General features: G+C 37.7%; 13 protein-coding genes. 5 read left to right on the forward strand and 8 right to left on the reverse strand.

The window, feature by feature from the left end:
• Positions 1 to 41: 41 nt before the first annotated feature.
• The 6 genes from ABH968_RS15750 to ABH968_RS15775 form a co-directional block, all read right to left on the reverse strand.
• Positions 42 to 989, reverse strand: coding sequence for an N-acetylglucosamine kinase (locus tag ABH968_RS15750; RefSeq protein WP_370045373.1), 948 nt, complete (start codon positions 987 to 989; stop codon positions 42 to 44).
• Positions 986 to 2,500, reverse strand: coding sequence for an argininosuccinate lyase (gene argH, locus ABH968_RS15755; protein ID WP_370045375.1), 1,515 nt, complete (start codon positions 2,498 to 2,500; stop codon positions 986 to 988). Before argH ends, ABH968_RS15750 begins: the two co-directional genes overlap by 4 nt.
• A 27-nt stretch (positions 2,501 to 2,527) precedes the next feature.
• Positions 2,528 to 4,249, reverse strand: coding sequence for an ABC transporter permease (locus ABH968_RS15760; RefSeq protein WP_370045377.1), 1,722 nt, complete (start codon positions 4,247 to 4,249; stop codon positions 2,528 to 2,530).
• A gap of 11 nt (positions 4,250 to 4,260) precedes the next feature.
• The gene (locus ABH968_RS15765; protein ID WP_370045378.1) at positions 4,261 to 5,331 is read right to left on the reverse strand and encodes an ABC transporter ATP-binding protein; all 1,071 of its coding nucleotides are present in this window, start codon (positions 5,329 to 5,331) and stop codon (positions 4,261 to 4,263) included.
• A 31-nt stretch (positions 5,332 to 5,362) separates the two neighbouring features.
• Positions 5,363 to 5,635 carry a hypothetical protein gene (locus tag ABH968_RS15770; protein ID WP_370045380.1) on the reverse strand — a complete coding sequence of 91 codons (273 nt, stop codon included), beginning with the start codon at positions 5,633 to 5,635 and terminating at the stop codon, positions 5,363 to 5,365.
• A 265-nt stretch (positions 5,636 to 5,900) separates the two neighbouring features.
• Complete coding sequence (locus tag ABH968_RS15775) at positions 5,901 to 7,001, reverse strand: extracellular solute-binding protein (protein ID WP_370045381.1); 1,101 nt, start codon at positions 6,999 to 7,001, stop codon at positions 5,901 to 5,903.
• A gap of 435 nt (positions 7,002 to 7,436) precedes the next feature.
• On the opposite strand from ABH968_RS15775, the gene ABH968_RS15780 reads away from it, so the two are divergent.
• The 3 genes from ABH968_RS15780 (at position 7,437) to ABH968_RS15790 (ending at position 15,107) form a co-directional block, all read left to right on the forward strand.
• The gene (locus ABH968_RS15780; protein WP_370045382.1) at positions 7,437 to 7,667 is read left to right on the forward strand and encodes a hypothetical protein; all 231 of its coding nucleotides are present in this window, start codon (positions 7,437 to 7,439) and stop codon (positions 7,665 to 7,667) included.
• 995 nt (positions 7,668 to 8,662) lie between these two features.
• The gene (locus ABH968_RS15785; RefSeq protein WP_370045384.1) at positions 8,663 to 11,374 is read left to right on the forward strand and encodes a leucine-rich repeat protein; all 2,712 of its coding nucleotides are present in this window, start codon (positions 8,663 to 8,665) and stop codon (positions 11,372 to 11,374) included.
• Positions 11,375 to 11,969: 595 nt separating this feature from the next.
• Positions 11,970 to 15,107, forward strand: a complete 3,138-nt coding sequence (locus ABH968_RS15790; protein ID WP_370045386.1) for a leucine-rich repeat protein — start codon at positions 11,970 to 11,972, stop codon at positions 15,105 to 15,107.
• Between the two features lie 74 nt (positions 15,108 to 15,181).
• On the opposite strand, the gene ABH968_RS15795 is transcribed toward ABH968_RS15790, so the two are convergent.
• Positions 15,182 to 16,099, reverse strand: coding sequence for an EamA family transporter (locus ABH968_RS15795; protein ID WP_370045388.1), 918 nt, complete (start codon positions 16,097 to 16,099; stop codon positions 15,182 to 15,184).
• 18 nt (positions 16,100 to 16,117) lie between these two features.
• On the reverse strand, positions 16,118 to 16,681 hold the full coding sequence (locus tag ABH968_RS15800) for a GNAT family N-acetyltransferase (protein ID WP_370045390.1): 564 nt from the start codon (positions 16,679 to 16,681) through the stop codon (positions 16,118 to 16,120).
• Between the two features lie 176 nt (positions 16,682 to 16,857).
• Between ABH968_RS15800 and ABH968_RS15805 the strand changes: the two genes are divergently transcribed.
• The gene (locus ABH968_RS15805) at positions 16,858 to 17,805 is read left to right on the forward strand and encodes a carbohydrate kinase family protein (protein ID WP_370045391.1); all 948 of its coding nucleotides are present in this window, start codon (positions 16,858 to 16,860) and stop codon (positions 17,803 to 17,805) included.
• A 20-nt stretch (positions 17,806 to 17,825) separates the two neighbouring features.
• Positions 17,826 to 18,257, forward strand: a complete 432-nt coding sequence (locus ABH968_RS15810; protein ID WP_370045393.1) for a protein-tyrosine phosphatase family protein — start codon at positions 17,826 to 17,828, stop codon at positions 18,255 to 18,257.
• Positions 18,258 to 18,539 lie beyond the last annotated feature (282 nt).

Raw genomic sequence — 18,539 nt, forward strand, 5'->3', positions numbered from 1 at the left:
TTGAACATAATAGTTTTCAACAACATGAAGGGCCTATGACATTACAAACTGTCATAGGCCCTTTTTGTTCGCTCCATAAGATAATAGATTGGTTGATGCTGACATAGAGAAACTTTAATTTGTGGATACATCGATTTCATTTCCTGTGAAAAAATTTTTAAAATTAATGGATTATGCTTAATAGCACCACCATTACAATAAAGGCTAAATGCTTGGCCTTGATAGTCAACTTTTTTCAACACGGCGCAAGCAAGGAGCACTAATTCATGGGCAGCACGCATTGATATTTGAATGGCACATGAATCCTTTTTGGCCACGGCATCTGCTAAAAATGCCCCCATCTTTGCAAGCTGTGCGTTCGTGTAGGATGGATGGAACAGCCATGTAGCTAACTCTGTAACATCTTGGATCCTTAAGTAATCATAGACAGCATTTTTTAATATGGTCGGCTCACCGCGTCCGTCTTCCATGCGGAAAATGGCACGTATGACTTCTTGCCCTAACCAATAGCCACTGCCTTCATCTCCTGCGCGATGCCCCCAACCACCTGCACGTACTATTTGTGTACCATCAAATGCGTACGCAATGGCTCCTGTTCCAGCAATGAGTAATGCGCCTGCCTGTCCAGTAGTAACACCAAGTAAAGTGGCTTGTGCATCATTTTCTATAAGAAGCGTATCTATTTTTAACTGTAATGCCGATACAGCACTATGAACGATTGCTGATACAGTTTCATGATCTTTGGGAGAATCAATCCCAGCCATTGCAAAGGTAGCTACAGCAATATTTGAGTAATTTTGCTTTTGCAAAAAGTCCTGCACGTTTACTAATAACGCTTGCAATATTTCTGTAGCAGACTTAGCACCGATTGCTTGATAATTCGAGCCACTTGTTGATGTTGTATATTTTATTTCACCAGACTCGGCATGTACGAGCGCACATGCCGTTTTTGTAGCACCACCGTCAATAATAAGTAGCCATCCCATCATTGATTCCATTCCTCTATATATACTGTTAATTGTTTTTCTGCTTCAATAATCATAGACTCCTTCAAACGAATCCACTCATAAAGGTTATGAGTATTTTCCTTGGAGCGTTCAAGAGATGCTTTCATCGTTACGGGTGCCGGACCACCAGGTAATGTACGTACAGCAACGAAGGTCTCTGGTTTTAATGTGTTATAAAAATCTTCCTCGGAAATTTTTAATGGTTTACCAGTAATTAATTTAGATTGTGTATTGGTAAGACCCCATGTAAGACTTGCTAGAGATTCCTCACCATGAGAGAGCAATACTTTAATACATTTACTAACTATACTATGTGCTTGGCGGAATGAAATACCTTCCGAGCGCACTAGCGTATCGGCAAGCTCTGTCACATTGGCAAAACTATTTTCTGCTCGACTTCTTAGTTTTTTCTTGTTTACATCCATCGTGACAACAAGTGAACCAAATAGTTTATAAATACCTATTAAACGGTCAATGGCGCGCCATAAATATGGTTGCATATCATCCTCTGTGTCTACGATATCTCCAAAAGGTGTATTATGTACCATTTGTAATACTGTACTAGCATCACCAACAACCGCTGAGAGCAATGAACGCGTATGCTCGATCGAAACAGGGTTGCGCTTTTGTGGCATGATAGAGCTAACTTGCACGTACGGGCTTGCTAGCGTAAATGCATTGAATTCCTGTGTAGCCCATAATAAAAAATCTTGGGATGTGCGGCCGAGATTAAGTGCCGCAAGCTGAACAATACTCGCTGCCTCTGCAATATAATCTGCACCAGCAACAGCATCCCAAGCATTTTCGATAATATCATCGAATGCCAATAACTCACGCATACGCTCTCGATTTATATTGAAGCCTGTTGTCGTTAATGCCGCTGCTCCCATACTACTGCGATTCACCGTTTTGTAGACATGTTGTAAACGTTCAAAATCTCGTTCAAGTTGATCGATGACAGCTTTCAAATAATGTGCAAAGGTCGTAGGCTGTGCTTGCTGCGTATGTGTATAGCCAATCATAATCGTATCGACGTGCTCCTCAGCAGCTGCGATTAAATCATCTCGTAATGTCAGTAATTCTTGCATAAGCAACAATAATTTTTTTCTTAAAGTCATGCGATAAATGGCAATACCCATATCATTACGACTTCTACCAATGTGAAGATTCCCAGCAACATCGCCAGCAAGCTCTATTAATTTATTTTCGATGCGGAAAAACAAATCCTCATATCGCGGGCTGTAATCCTCTATACGATAATAGTTCAAGTCTAGTTTTTTTAAAGCAGTACCAATTTCTTTAGCTTCTTCTTTTTTTACTAGACCCTGTTCTTCCAACATTTTTAAGTGTGCAATATTGATTTGTAGCATAATTGTTAAAAAGTTTTTCTTGGCTTCATCGTAAGCCGGCTGTAAGACAATTTTACGATAAATATTAGAGGGGAAGTTCATCCCATCTTCTTGCTGGGTTTTGTTGCGGAAATCTTCAAACATATGAATTGCCTCCTAGTAGATTGGCAGTTATATGGCCGAACCAGCACTGCCTTTAGATAACTTCTCGGAAATAATAAGTACAATTAAAATTAAACAAATTTGTAAGACGCCATATGCACAAGCAGTTCCAAATTTAAAGGAATACAACTTTTGGAATATCGCCACTGATAATGGGATTGTCGACGTACTGTAAATAAGAATAGACGCTACGAATTCGCCAAAGCTTTGAACAAGTGCTAGTAACGTACCTGCCAAAATCCCCGTAAATGTAAGTGGTAGGACAATACGTCTAAATGAATACCACCATGTTGCACCTAAACTTCGTGATGCTTCTTCGATAGATTGATCTAATTGCACAAGTGATGCTGATGTCGATCGGAAAACAAGCGGTAAATGTCTAATAAAATAAGCTAACGGCAAAATCCAGAACGTCCCGATAAGAACCTGATTAAAGGCGAATATATTTTCCGTACTAAAAGCTGCGATTAAATTGACAGCTACAACCGTTCCTGGCAATGCCCATGGAACCATGATTAAAATATCGAGTAATGTTTTACCTTTAAAGTTTAACCGTACCATAGCATAGGCTGCCGCAACACCGAAAATGATATTGCCGAGTGTTGCAATGAGCCCCATTCGAATGGAATTCCAAATCGGTCGCCACGTCCGTTCATCTGTAAAAAGTGCTTGATAATGATCCAATGTATAGTCTGTTGGAAGAACTTGTGTTTTCCATGCACCATCAACGGAAAATGAAATTAATATAAGCACTAAAATCGGCAAAATTAAAATTAATGTACCTGTGAAAGATGCAATAGTCGCCATTATTTTCATGCTTTTTGAAGACACTTCGGATCGATGAACACTAATACCTTTACTGAGATTTTGATAATTTCGGCGGTTTTGATACCAGCGCATAACAATTAAAAAGGTAATGGACACAAAGGATAAAATCATAGATTGTGTCGCTGCCATATCTAAATTTCCATTCGTACGTGATAAATAGATTTGCATTGTCATCGTGCGTTCGACACCGAACATTAAAGGTGCAGTGTAGGATGCCATAGATATCATAAATACGAGTAAGGATGAGGCAACAATCGAGGGTGTCAACATGGGCAAAATAACCTTTGTCCATACTCGAATACGCCCGGCACCTAAGCTAGTTGCGGCTTCTTCTAAGGCTGGATCAAGACCTTTTATAGCTGCTGAGGCGGTTAAGTAGAAGTAAGTGTACATCGTGAATGTATGTACTACGATAACCCCCCATATGCCTTTTAATGAAAAAGGTACTTGCTCTAAACCAAATAGGTGCTGAAACGCACGTGGGAAAATCCCACTCTCTCCATACAAAAATGTAAAGGACAGCACACCTACTAACGGCGGAAGAGCCATGGGTACCAATACTAAAACAGAGAGTATCCGTCTGCCTGGGAAATCATAGCGTTCCAGTAGAAATGCCATAGTTACACCGACGATTGCACAGCAAATAACACTGATAACGGATATATATATACTAGTCCACAATGCCTCTAAATTTGCTGGGCTAGCTATATTAAAAAAGTTTTTATAATTAGATAGCGCGTCAGCACCAGAAAAGCTTTCTTTAAAAGTTTGATAGAACGGGTATACTACATAGGCAAACAACACTAAAAATAAAGGTGCAACTAAAATATAGACAAACCAATTTGATCTAGTTAGTCGTGTCCATGCATTTCCTTCAGAAGGTTTGGGGTGTGTTTTTTCCATGTTAGTACCTCCTATTCCCCTAAAAAATACAGTGAATCTTGGGCTATATTTAAAGTGATTTCTTCACCGATTTTTTTAAATTGACCGTTCATATTAATAATCATTACTTTTAGTGAAAAATCTAGACATTCCACAATGTAGTTCACACTAATTCCTGTAAATTCAACAAAAGTGATTTTACCTGTTAAGTTGTTTTCACCAGTACCTTGATTGATAGATTCAGGACGAATAGAAATAAATACTTTGTCTCCAATCATATGCGTTAAAGTGGGGGAGCTTTGTTGCTTTCGCCCAGTGAGAACAAGTCCACTCACGGTTTTTACTTGTATATCGTCACCATTAACAGCACCGATTGTCGCTTCAATTAAGTTTGTCTCACCAATAAAATCTGCTACGAAGCGGTTTGAAGGTCGATTATAAATCTCTTGAGGAGTACCGATTTGTCTGACGTTCCCATTTTCCATGACCATTATCCGATCGGACATGGACATAGCTTCCATTTGATCATGCGTAACATAAATGGTTGTAACACCGAGTTCAGATTGAATACGTTTTATTTCAACGCGCGTTTCTTCGCGTAATTTAGCATCTAAATTCGACAATGGCTCGTCGAGTAATAAAATGTCAGGCTCAATCACAAGTGCTCTTGCCAATGCAACCCGTTGCTGCTGCCCACCAGATAATTCATTAATTTTCCGATTCCCATATTGCGATAAATGTACAAGCCCTCTAATACGGTCAACCTTTTGCTTGATCTCCCCCTTCGAAAATTTTCGTACTTGTAATCCAAAGGAGATATTTTCGTCTACCGTCATATGTGGAAAGAGGGCATAATTTTGAAACACCATACCGATGTTTCGTTTATTAGGTTGAAGCCTTGTCACATCAGAATCATCAAAAAGAATTTTCCCTTCGCTTGGGTAATAAAATCCGGCTATCATCCTTAGCGTTGTCGTTTTTCCACAACCACTTGGACCGAGGAACGTGAAAAATTCACCAGCTTTAATATGAAGATCTAAATCTTTTACGCCATGAATTTGACCGAATTTCTTAGAGACATTTTCTATTTTGACACTTTTCAAGTGAAATGCTCCTTTCTCGTTAGAAAATTAGTTACATGAAGCCTCGAGCAAAAATTACTCGAGGCTTAAAAATATGAACAATATTCGTAGATGTTTGTTTTATGATATTAAAAGGCATCACCATAACGTAGGGTTGATTTCCGTTCCGACTGGGCACTTTGTTGCTGCCGCTTCGCTTTCGCACAGATAAAACATTTGCCGCTGCCGCTTCGCTTTCGCACAGAGCAGAGCTTCCTGGGGGCGTCCGATGAGCCGCTTTTGTTGCTGCCGCTACGTTAGCACTACGCTTTCGCACAGAAAACATCCGCTGCGCTCCAGGGTCTCGGGCCTACAGATGTTTTTTGCGCGAAAGCGAAGCGGCAGCAGCACCGATGTTGGTCACGAAGGCGTTATCACAGGACGTGATGGTTTTAGCCTTCGTTCCTCTATTGCTGATCCCCAAGGAGTCGCCCAGTCTCTACTCCAATCAACTTATATACATGGCATACGTTTTAACAAATATCATTCCTGATTTTTTGTGAGTAACCTGTCAGCAACATAGGACAGGTTCACAACTTTTTAGTCCTCGGTCACTTTTTTCCGCGTCCTTTAATATTGTTATCCCAATGCTCCATCCATTCAGCTTCTTTCTCAGTCATGAGCTGCCAATCTATATCAAACGTTTTTAAATCTAAGTCTTTATACCACTCCGGCATTGCCGCTTTATCGATATCTGAGCGAGTAGGAATTTGATAGTAATCGTTTGCTAGTTGAGTCACCATACCTTTTTCAAATAAGAATTCGACGAAGAGCTTTGCATTTTCTAAGTTTTTAGCATTGTTGACAACTGCAACACCATCAACTAAAATCGGTGCACCACTTTTCGGATAAATATAATCAAACGGATAATCAGTCGTATATTTCTTTAATAAAATATCTTGCAAATTCCATAAAGAAACACTGCCTTCTTGTCGTGTCATCTTTAAATAAAGTGCATTTGGATCTTGTGTATATTCCTTCGTGTTGGCATCTAATTTTAATAACCAATCGTATCCCTTCTCAGGTGAATCTGCTCCTTGACGTAAAATCATAGATGAATAAATAGTACGCATCGTTCCAGATGCTAACACACCACGAATTAATATTTTATCCTTCCATTTTGGATCTAATAAATCATCCCAATCTTGTGGACCCGTTTCTTTCGTTAATACATCCTTGTTAATCATAATGACCTCTGGCAGTAACATTTCGCCAAACCAACGACCATCTGCATCTTTATAAGCCGCATCAATGGAGTCGTTAAAGCTAGGCTTCCAAGCTTGAAGCAAATCTTCATTGGCGCCTACAGTTAGTGCAGATTGCGTACCGCCCCACCAAAAATCAGCCTGAGGATTTGCTTTTTCACCACGTAGGCGTTCTAAAATTTGCTGTGCGCCCATCGTTAAAAATTCCACTTCAATGTCCGGGTACTTTTCATTAAACTGATCGATTACCTTTTGCACCATTTCTTCATCGCGCCCTGTATAGATAACAAGCTTTCCAGATGGCTTAGCTGCTACATCGGTCTTTTCAGAACTGGACGTTTTGTCGCTATCTTTTGTATCTTTTGTAGAAGCCTTGTCACCACTACAAGCAGCTAAGACAAGAAGCATCAGCACAAGTAAAAAACTGAAAATACGTGTTTTCTGCATAATCTTCCCCCTTCCTAATAGTGAAAAACTTACATACTATTAGTATAATCCTAAAACCCAACATTAATGTTAGAATAATTAAAAAATTATCATTAGATTCATCATAACTAAGTAAATACTAGATAGCAAAGGTGCTTCACTAAAGTCGAAAACCCTTTAAAATAGAGAGAATTAAAGCTTTTCAGAATAGATTATCAAAATATGTACGAAAGTGAACAAAAGTTGATTTTGGTGATTTTGAAAAGCATGCTACGCTTTAAAATATGGACATCAATAAAATTTTAATTAAGTAAAGGGGTTTATCGGGTTTTGGTAGGCTCCAGATTTAGATTAATGATGCGATCGCTAATCCCAAAGTGCCACATACATGATTGGGTAAACGGCCAAAAAGTTAAAAACTATTAAAATCTATAGAGAATATTAGAGGATGCTAAAATGACAAAAGAAGAATTTGAAGAGTTTAAAAGCCTCATTGCAATAGGGGAAGAATTTAATTTTGATTATAAAAATGATGAGTATTGGATTAGTCATAATGGTGATAAATCGTTTCTGTCAAGAACTAGAGACCATTACGCCCAAGAATTTAATGGATATGAAGAACTCTTTGAAAAGGCCACGATAGACGGTATGAAAATTACTGAACTATATCCAAAATTGAAATGGTAATAATCAAACAATTGATCACTTTACTGAAACAATAGAGAATGCTGTTTATGAAGGTTGTAAAGCATTTGGAATGAGCAATAGCATGGCGTAAGCTGTTATTTTGTTTATAGCAATTTAATTGAGATAGTGTGGATAACTATTAAATTAATTAAAAACAAACGTGTTATTTTGTATTTAATCATAGTCATTTTGTTTTTATTATTAGATAGAATTTCGCGACAAACTAGGGTTTTAATCGTACAAGCTATTGGGATTATTATTTTGATTTTCATCCCGATTTTGTTAACGATTAATTGATAATATAAAAAGTAAAATACAAGAAGATCAACATGATAAAAAATAATAAATTAAGAGAAAAAGTGTTTCTTTAATAGGAGTCGTTAGTATACCAGCTTTAATATTGCTAGAGTGAAGCCCCACATATTTTATGTGTAAAGGGCTTCACTTTTTTTTACAAAAATCTTTAAGAAGAGGCGGTATCCATTTTAGTTCAATTGTGATCTGTTCCCTACCAAGTAGAAAATGAAAAGACTAAAAAATGCTTTAAGGCTTAAGCCCTGTATCCCAGTGGTTTAAGCCTTTTAATCGTTCTTGGATAAATGATTTATTTGTCTATCTAAGTCATATTAGATGCGAATTTGAAACTCTGAAAAGTGGATATTATCAATTTTTGTTTAAAAACCAACAAAAATTGATTTTGTTGATTTTGAAATTAATGTTATATTTTTTTGTGCTAAAAAGGCAATAACTTGATTTTTAAAAAATAGAATTGGGAGAATCTCCGAGCACTCGGATTATAAAGTATTACCACTAAGTGAGGCATTTCATATTTTTACTTGGACTTGGTTGGATTTGGATAGATTAGATTATCAACAAATGCTCTAAAACAAGTAAATATTGATTTTAATATATTAATAAAGTTTATAACTGCTTAATAAAGGGTATCCATTTAATGGGTAATATTTATTTTAAAGTGTTGAAAGGAGATTACTAAGATGAAAAAAGCCTTTATATTACTAGTTATCATGCTTTTAGTGTTCTCTCAATTGTCATTGAGCAGTCTATCTGTGTATGCGATAAGTAATGACGAGAATGATATTGTATTGCCGAGTGAACATGAAAGTAAGAGCGAAGTACCAAACAACGAAGACGAAACCAAAACTTCCGATAGTGAGAATATTGTTGCGCAGAATAATGATGAGGCGGACAGTAGTGAGGATAGTACCAACTTTGAGAAAAATAATGAGGGAGATACTATAGAGGATAATCAAGATGAATACTTAACAAATGATGTAGGCAATGGTGTTGCCATTATAGGTTATCAAGGCGATAAATCGGATATCGTAATTCCTAGTGAATTCAATGGTAAACCAGTTATAGAAATAGGATACAGAGCATTTGCTAATAAACGACTCACAGGTGTATCAATACCGTCAAGTGTGACAACGATAGGAGAGGGTGCATTTGCTCAAAATCAATTAACAAGTGTAGAAATACCATCAAGCGTATCAACGATAGGAGATCGTGCATTTTCTGATAATCAATTAACAAGTGTAGAAATACCATCAGGCGTGATAACGATAGGAGAGAGTGCATTTTCTTATAATCAATTAACAAGTATAGAAATATCATCAAGCGTGACAACGATAGGAATCGGTGCATTTTCTGATAATCAATTAACAAGTGTAGAAATACCATCAAGCGTGACAACTATAAGAAGCAATGCATTTTATAAAAATCAATTAACAAGTATAGAAATCTCCTCAAGGGTGAAAAAAATAGAACCATATGCATTTGCTAATAATCAATTAACAAGTATAAAAATCCCCCCAAGCGTGACAACGATAGAACTCGGTGCATTTTATGAAAATCAATTAACAAGTATAGAACTACCCCCAAGCGTGACGACGATAGGAAACAGTGCATTTGCTTATAATCAATTAACAAGTATAGAACTATCCTCAGGCGTAATAGCGATAGGAGAACGAGCATTTTTTAGTAATCAATTAACAAGTATAGAGATCCCCGCAAGCGTAAAAACGATAGAAAACTATGCATTTTCTGATAATCAGTTGACAAGTGTAGAAATCCCCGCAAGTGTGACCACAATAGAATCGGAAGCATTTAGTTATAATCAATTAGATTTTATAACCTTTCATGGAGCACATGAATTCCAATGGGCTACAACTCCTTTTAAATTTCAATATAAGAGTGGGAAATCTTTTTTAGGATGGTTTGAAGATGAAGATTATAAGATAAATTGGAGTAACACTGTATCCAAACCAATGACTGTTTACGCTAAGTGGAGTCCCCTTGCTGTCATGTTTGATACCGATGGCGGAAATGAAGTGCCATCCCAAACAGTAGAACATGGTGAATTAGTGAAAGTACCATCCTCTCCAGTAAAAGCGGGATACACATTTGGGGGCTGGTATAAAGACAAAGGACTGATAGAAGCATGGAATTTCGAGCAGGATGTAGTGAAAAAAGATATCACACTATATGCTAAATGGTCGAAACAAAGCTACATCGTTACTTTTGATGCCAATGGCGGAAGTGAAGTTCCATCCCAATCAGTAGGGGCTGGAGAGCTAGTAAAAGCCCCATCCACTCCAGTAAAAGAAGGGTACACATTTGCGGGTTGGTATAAAGATAAAAGGCTCACGGAAGCGTGGAATTTCAATCAAGATGTAGTAACAAAAGATATAACGCTATATGCAAAGTGGTCGAAAGCAAGTTATATTGTAACTTTTGATGCCAATGGCGGAAGCGAAGTGCCATCCCAATTTGTAGGACATGGTGAATTAGTAAAAGCGCCAGCTGCTCCAAAGAAGGAAGGTTATACATTCGAAGGCTGGCATAAAGATGAAGAATTGACAGTACAATGGGATTTTGCAAAAGACGTAGTGACAAAAAATGTTACCTTATATGCGAAATGGACAAAGGATAATGTGTCAGAAGGTAGCTATATTGTTACGTTTGATTCCAATGGAGGCAGTAAAGTTCCTTCGCGAACAGTAGCATATAAAGCTTTAGTGAAAGCCCCTTCTAAACCAACGAAGGAAGGCCATATATTTATCGGATGGTATAAAAATAAAGAATTCACAAAAGCATGGGATTTCGCGAAAAATGTAGTCACAGAAGACTTAACGTTATATGCTCGATGGATGCAGGAGAATACTGGCTGTGACATTACTTTTAAGGATATTGACAATAACTGGGCGAAAGATATGATTCAAGAAGTTGCTAGTCGATGCATTATTAAAGGTTATCCAGATGGCACTTTCCGACCAAATGATTTGGCTCAACGTCAGCATGTGGTGCTTATGATTGATCGTGCATTACAACCAACACCAATTCGAGGGGCTGTATCATTTTCGGATGTACCTAAAAGCCATCCATATTATGAACAAATCACACGACTACAACGAGCAGGTATCGTGGATGGTTCAAACGGAGCGTTTCGACCAAACGCTTATATCACACGTGCCCAAATGGCGAAAATACTAGTGCTTGCATTTGATTTAACGCCAGGAGGCAATAGCTCGTTTAAGGATGTCGATCCATCACATTGGGCGAGTGGATATATTGCGACTCTAGCAGACCATAACATTGCACTAGGCGATGAAAACGGCAATTTTAGACCAAATGAAAACTTAACACGCGCACAATTTACAGCGTTTATGTATCGAGTGCTTGGTTTATAGAATAAGACTTTAAAAAGAGGGATGTATCGTATATTCGATCCATCTCTTTTTCTATGTGCGCCCGGCATGCGTATGAATTATAGGTAAAAGGATAAGTAAGTCCTTTCTTTGAGAGGGGAATATCAAGTGAACATCACTCGATCCAATCTCAAAAATAAAGTTGAACATAATTATCATAATGATGCAAATAACCAGTTTATCAAAATATGTTCAAAAGTAAGCAAAGATTGATTTGCATCTTTTCATAGAAGGTTCTAACCTAAATAGCATCATTCTTTAAGATAAAAGGATGCCTTTTTTGCTTTTTTCATTACACGTGATTCAAATTCGCACTCGGTCATTGCAAGAGATGAAAAGTAAAAAAAATACTTAAAAGAGGGAAAATATGTTTAAAGAAGTTCGTTTAGAGGTATAGGTTAAGTGTAAAAAGTAAATAATCTTGTATTTGTGGTAATAGTATTGATGTTTCTAAGTTTCTTTTTCATCTAATACTAAATCGCAAGCTGATCAGAGCAAGAGGAAGTATTTTTTGGAACGTATGTTGACCCTGATTTAGAAGTGATACCAGAGTTTAGTTTTGAAAGGAGATTACTAAATGAAAAAAGCCTTTTTATTATTAGTTTCCATGCTTTTGGTGTTTTCTCAATTGTCATTAGGCAGCCTATCTGTTTATGCGACAAGCAATGCAGAGAATGATATTGTAACGCCGAATGATGAAAATAAAAGCGAAGCATTTAACAACAAAGAAGAAACCGATACGTCAAATATTGAAGACGTTAATATAGCGCCAGGTGAAAATGAAGATGGGAACGAAGCATCAAGCAATAAAGATGAAACCATAACGTCAAGTGATGAAGATGAAAATGAAGATGAGTTCATAACGAGAAGTATGTTCAATGGTGTTGCCATTACGGGCTATAATGGTTCTTCAAAGGATATCGTTATCCCTAGTGAAATAAATGGTCAACCAGTTGTAGTGATAGGGACAAGCGCATTTTTTAACAATCAATTAACAAGTGTTGTGATTCCTTCTAGTGTAACAAAGATAGAAGCATTCGCATTTGCACATAATCATTTAAAACATGTAGAAATCCCGTCAAGTGTGACAACGATAGAGGCAAGCGTATTTGCTTATAATCAATTGACGAGTGTAGAGATATCCGAAGGTGTAACGACAATAAAAGGGTCTGCATTTAATTATAATCAATTAAAAAGTGTAGAGATTCCAGAAGGCGTAACAAATATAGAAGCATATGCATTTGATCATAATGAGCTCACTAGCGTTGAGCTTCCATCAAGTTTAACAACGATAGGATACAATGCATTTTCTTATAATCAATTGATAGATATAAAGATTCCCTCAAATGTGAAATCGATAGCGTCAAGCGCATTTAGATACAATCAGTTAAGAAATGTAGAGATCCAGCTTGGTGTAACAACGATAGGGTCATATGCATTTGCTAATAATCAAATAGCAAACGTGGATATTGCGTCAAGTGTTGAACGTATCGGACAATCGGCATTTGCGGATAATCAACTAACAAAATTAGACCTCCCATCAAGTGTGACAACGATAGAATGGGCTGCATTTAAAAATAATCAATTAATAAGCGTAAAGCTTCCATCAAGCATTAAAACGATAGAGCACACGACATTTAATAACAATAAATTAACAGACATAGAAATTCCATCGAGTGTGACAACGATAGGGCCACATGCATTTGCTAAAAATCAATTAGCAAGCGTAGAGATTCCGACAAGTGTGACAGCGATAGAGTATGGAGCATTTTATAAAAATCGATTAACAAGTGTAGAACTACCATCAAGTTTAACAAAGATAGATGATTTTGCATTTTCGGATAATCAGTTAACAAGTGTGGAAATCCCTTCAGGTATCACGACGATAGCTCAGGGTTTATTTGAAAATAATCAATTGAAAAGTGTAGAGATTCCATCGAGTGTAACATGGATTGGAGCATTCGCATTTAAGAATAACCAAATAACAAGTATAGAGATTCCATCAAGTGTTAAAGGAATAGGAACAGATGCCTTCAATTTTGACGAGTTTGATTTTGTAACATTTCACGGAACACCTAAATTAAATAACTTACCATTCGAAAGTCAACTTAAGCGTGAAGAAAAGGATAAAACGTTTAGTGGATGGTTTGAAGATCAGGACTATACGATAGCATGGAATAACTCTGTATCACAGCCAATGACAATTTATGCAAAGTGGAATTCAAATTACATTGTTACTTTTAACTCAAACGGAGGAAGTGAAGTACCATCTGAAATAGTATTAGAAGGTAAATTGCTACAAGTACCAGCTAATCCAGTAAAGAAAGACCATACATTTGCCGGCTGGTATAAGGACACAGAGCTTACAACAGCGTGGGATTTTGCAAAAGATGTTGTAACAGAAAATATCACATTGTATGCGAAATGGACAAAGGACAATACTTCTGAAGGCGAATCTGGTGAAGCTACATCAAGCTATATCATCACTTTTGATTCCAATGGAGGAAGTGAAGTACCATCTAAAGAAATTTCTAAAGATGAATTGCTGCAGGCACCCCCTACACCTATGAAGAAAGGTTACTCGTTTGTGGGGTGGCATAAGGATGCGAAGCTTACAAAAGCATGGGATTTTGCAAAGGATGTTGTAATAGAAAATATCACATTGTACGCAAAATGGACAAAGGACAATACTTCTGAAGGCGGATCTGGAGAATCTACGCCAAGCTATATTATCACTTTTAATTCCAAAGGAGGAAGTGAAGTTCCATCTAAAGAGGTTTCAAAAGGTGAATTGCTACAAGTACCGCCTACACCTGTGAAGGAAGACCATACATTTGACGGCTGGTATAAGGACGAACAACTCACAGAAAAGTGGGATTTCAATCATGATGTAGTGACAGCTAATGAAATATTATATGCTGAGTGGACGAAGTATAATTCTTCTAACGGGGGATCTGGCCAAGGTTCGCAAAGCTATATCGTCACTTTTAATACAAATGGTGGAAGTGAAGTACCGTCCATAACTGTAGCCTATAAAGCATCCATGCAAGCGCCTTCTAACCCCATGAAGGAGGGCTATACATTTGCTGGATGGTTCAAGGATGAGGAACTCACAAAAGCATGGGATTTTGCTAATGATGAAGTAATAGAGAATACAACATTATATGCAAAATGGACGGAGCTAAGCAGTGGCTGTAACATTACATTCAATGATATTTCCACGAACTGGGCAAAAGAAATGATCGAAGAAATTGCGAATCGATGCATTATCAAAGGCTATCCAGATGGCACTTTCCGACCAAATAATATGATTCAACGTCAGCATGTGGTGCTTATGATTGACCGTGCATTACCACTAGCACCAATAAGAGATGCTGCATCATTTTTGGATGTACCTAAAAGTCATGTATATTACGAACAAATTACACGACTACAACGAGCGGGTATCGTGGATGGTTCAGACGGGGCATTTCGACCAAACGTTTATATCACACGTGCCCAAATGGCGAAAATACTAGTGCTTGCATTTGATTTAACGTCAGGAGGCAATAGCTCGTTTAAGGATGTTGATCCATCACATTGGGCGAGTGGATATATTGCGACTCTAGCAGACCATAACATTGCACTAGGCGATGAAAACGGCAATTTTAGACCAAATGAAAACTTAACACGCGCACAATTTACGGCATTTATGTATCGAGCGCTTGGTTTATAAAAGTTCATACAGAAATAAGGGAGATGTATCAAAAAAATATGATACATCTCCCTTTCTAATTTAGATTAAAGTATTTACTTACTGATAGGCTCTAAAGATTTTTCCTTTTGTCGTCGTTGCGAAAGTATCGTCGGTAGCATCATACCGACAATAACCAAAATAATACCGGCTATTTGTAAAGAAGTTAATGGTTCATGGAGAACAATAACAGAAACGGTTACAGCAACAGGTAACTCCATAGCACTTAAAATAGAGGCAAGAGCTCCTCCCACTTTCGGAACAGCTATAGAGAATAAATAAATTGGCAAAATAATACCGAATAGCCCCAGAGCAAGTCCGAATTTCCATAATCCCCCGGCGAATAATTTGCCGTTCCAAAGAACTTCAGGATTTAGGAAAATACTAATCACAATAAGGGCGACAAAGGAAACGATCAACACGCGCGATGTAGTTGTAATACCATCCACGTGACGAGAGTTAAATTGGATAAAGCAAGCAAAAGTAAAGGCAGCAGCAAAGCCTAGCAGCCAGCCTTGAATAGGAATATCACTTAAATCTACATTTAGTACGCCAGCAGCTAAAATAGTTCCAGCGAATAATACAATGATTGAAATCACTTCAGTTCGACTTGGTAGGCGTTTATGAAGTGCGCAATCTATTAATAAGCCTATCCACGTGAATTGGAATAGCATTACTACGGCAAGAGAGGCGGGTAGATACTTTAATGATTCACCGTATACAATCCCTGTAGTACCGGTAAATATCCCGGCGCACACTAAAATAAGCAGCCCCTTTTTAGAAAGCTTTGGTAATTGCCTTTGTGTCACTATAAAAATAGTTGCAACAAGCATAAAGCCAATAATATATTGACTTGATACTGCCTCTCCTGTTGTAAAGCCATGCTGCATAGCTACTTTGACAATTGTCGATAGTATTCCGTAGCTACTAGAAGCAATGACAATTAAAAGAGGGTATAATAAATTTTTCTTCATGTTTTTTTGTTTCACATCCTAAAATTGCTTTACCATATGATGAAATGGCTCATCAATTATGGACCATGGCCCTGTAATGACAAAGCCCATGCGTTCATAAAGGCGACGAGCGTCCTCTTTTTGTGTTTCAACATTTAATGATAATTTTGTAAAGCCACGTTTTTGTGTTTCCTCTATGGCAAATTGCAGTAATAATGTTCCTATTCCTTTACCACGAGCTTCTGGTGCTACACAAATAGTATCAATATAATATTCATCTTCATGAGCTTCTTGATCGATGATGATGGATGGCGCATTTTTTTCTTCAAGCCATTTTACGAGATTTGCATCCATATGAATGGCTTCGACACCATTATAGTAAACAAGAATTCCTAATACTTGCTCATTCTCAGCAGCAACAAAAGTATTTAAATAGGAATGTCGATTGTCCTCACGCTTGAATAGTACAGTAAGTTCTTGTTCAACGGCTTTCGCTGTCTGTTCACCTGTTAAACGGTTGGCAATATCACCAATCGCATCAATAATTAGTGGTACAACGGCATGGGCATCCTGTGGTTGCGCTTGTCGAATTGTAATACTCATTGTCAAAATCCCTACCTTTCTATAGGCAAGTATAACAAAGATAGAGGATGACTCAAGTTTTTGAGAAAATAGTGATATTAAGTTGGCATCTTTACTATTTTTCCGAAAGTTTAAAATTTTATACGATATCAGATTTCGTGTTAATCTATAATGACTAGAGCTTCGGGAGGACAACAATGACAAAGGAAGATAAGGATTATATTTTAGTTTATGGAGATGCTTTTATTGACTATATCGCAGATGATGTAACAAACACATCTTTTACTAAATATATGGGTGGTGCAACGGTAAATGTTGCTGCGGGAATTAGCCGTATCGGTGCTCCATCTGCATTAATTACGATCACAGGAGATGACGAAGGCTCTCAATTCGTTCGAGATGGCCTTGCACAAGAAGGGGTAAGCCTGGATTATGCAGTATTTAACCCTGCGAAGCGTGTTAGCGGTGTCTATGTACATTTAACAGAAGCATGTGAGCGAATTTTTAAGGATTATGTCGATGAGACGCCAGATTTACAAGTAGAAACAACACAATTAAATGAAGCAGCTTTTAAACATGCATCTGCTTTAACTGTGTGCTCGGGTACAATGTTCCATCCTACAGCCCTTGGTACAACACGTGCTGCTGTAGAGATGGCAAAGGAAAAAGGGGCAATTATCGCAATGGATGCGAATATTCGTCCGCTACGCTGGAGCAGTGAGCAGGTTTGTCGCGAAACTATCACGTCATTTTTTGAGCACGTTGATATTTTAAAGGTTACTGATGAAGAATTATTTTTCCTGACAGAAACAAATAGCTTGGAAGAGGGCATTGAGCAATTAAACAGTTATTTAGTGCCCATTATTTTAGTAACAGTAGGGGAAAATGGCACTTATGCAGTATTAAACGGTGAGGTTATCCATGTACCGACAGAAAAGGTTGTGCCAGTAGATACTACAGGTGCTGGAGATGCATTTATGGCTGGTGTATTACGCGATGTTCATTGCAATGGTTTATCTACAACGGAAGAAGAACTTGTTCGTTGTGTAAGCTTTGGTAATAAGCTAGGTGCTTTAGCAGCTACTAAAGCAGGAGCATTAACAGCTCTTCCATATTATGATGATATTAAGCATTTACTTAAATAGTCGTTTGGAGCGTGCATACAATGGATAAAAATTACGATGTATTAGTGAAGGATCGATTATTCTTTGGTGGTGCAAAAGATGCAGATTCAGCTTTTGAACAAGAAACGGTTGATATCGTGATTGATGTTCGAGTAAATGGCTTATCTAATGAGGAGCAGGAAGAGGCTTCATATGTGTACAAGCATATGCCAATTGCTGATGAGGACATAGAAGTTGCACCATCTATTCAAAAGGTTGCGAAAGAAATTGTTTCTGCCTATGAGAATGGGCAGAAAGTGTACTTCCATTGCGGAAGTGGGGGAGGTCGCGCAGGAGTGGCAGCCACTGCTGTATTAATGGAGCTTGGCATGGCCAATTCTCTAGAGGAAGCGGAAGAGGCCGTAAAGAACGCCCGTCCACAAGTAACAATTCGTCCAAAAATGGCAGATGCTTTGCAGAAGCTATACAAATAAATGAGAAGATGTACCAAAAGTTTTTTTCAACTTTGGTACATCTTCTTTTTTAGATAATGAATTATTCTTTTTTTGCTCTTTGAAAGGTGGATGTCGATAAAAATTAAAAGTTTGGCGATAAAACGTGAAAGTTAATCGATAAAATTAACTTCTTTCAGCGGGTGTCCAAACATCCGCTGAAAGAAGTTAAAGCCTCCGGCAGATGTCACAGAATCGGAAAGGAGTTCTTTGTGCAAGCACAAAGCCGATTCTGGACGCAATTATGCCGAGGCATAATTGATA

This window comes from Lysinibacillus sp. RC79 (genome assembly GCF_041262405.1).
In the GTDB taxonomy this organism is placed as follows: domain Bacteria; phylum Bacillota; class Bacilli; order Bacillales_A; family Planococcaceae; genus Lysinibacillus.

Coding starts and splice junctions, on each gene's coding strand:
- ABH968_RS15750 (WP_370045373.1), bottom strand. CDS start 989: ATGATGGGATGGCTACTTATTATTGACGGTGGTGCTACAAAAACGGCA.
- argH (WP_370045375.1), bottom strand. CDS start 2,500: ATGTTTGAAGATTTCCGCAACAAAACCCAGCAAGAAGATGGGATGAAC.
- ABH968_RS15760 (WP_370045377.1), bottom strand. CDS start 4,249: ATGGAAAAAACACACCCCAAACCTTCTGAAGGAAATGCATGGACACGA.
- ABH968_RS15770 (WP_370045380.1), bottom strand. CDS start 5,635: ATGTTTTCTGTGCGAAAGCGTAGTGCTAACGTAGCGGCAGCAACAAAA.
- ABH968_RS15775 (WP_370045381.1), bottom strand. CDS start 7,001: ATGCAGAAAACACGTATTTTCAGTTTTTTACTTGTGCTGATGCTTCTT.
- ABH968_RS15780 (WP_370045382.1), top strand. CDS start 7,437: ATGACAAAAGAAGAATTTGAAGAGTTTAAAAGCCTCATTGCAATAGGG.
- ABH968_RS15785 (WP_370045384.1), top strand. CDS start 8,663: ATGAAAAAAGCCTTTATATTACTAGTTATCATGCTTTTAGTGTTCTCT.
- ABH968_RS15790 (WP_370045386.1), top strand. CDS start 11,970: ATGAAAAAAGCCTTTTTATTATTAGTTTCCATGCTTTTGGTGTTTTCT.
- ABH968_RS15795 (WP_370045388.1), bottom strand. CDS start 16,099: ATGAAGAAAAATTTATTATACCCTCTTTTAATTGTCATTGCTTCTAGT.
- ABH968_RS15800 (WP_370045390.1), bottom strand. CDS start 16,681: ATGAGTATTACAATTCGACAAGCGCAACCACAGGATGCCCATGCCGTT.
- ABH968_RS15805 (WP_370045391.1), top strand. CDS start 16,858: ATGACAAAGGAAGATAAGGATTATATTTTAGTTTATGGAGATGCTTTT.
- ABH968_RS15810 (WP_370045393.1), top strand. CDS start 17,826: ATGGATAAAAATTACGATGTATTAGTGAAGGATCGATTATTCTTTGGT.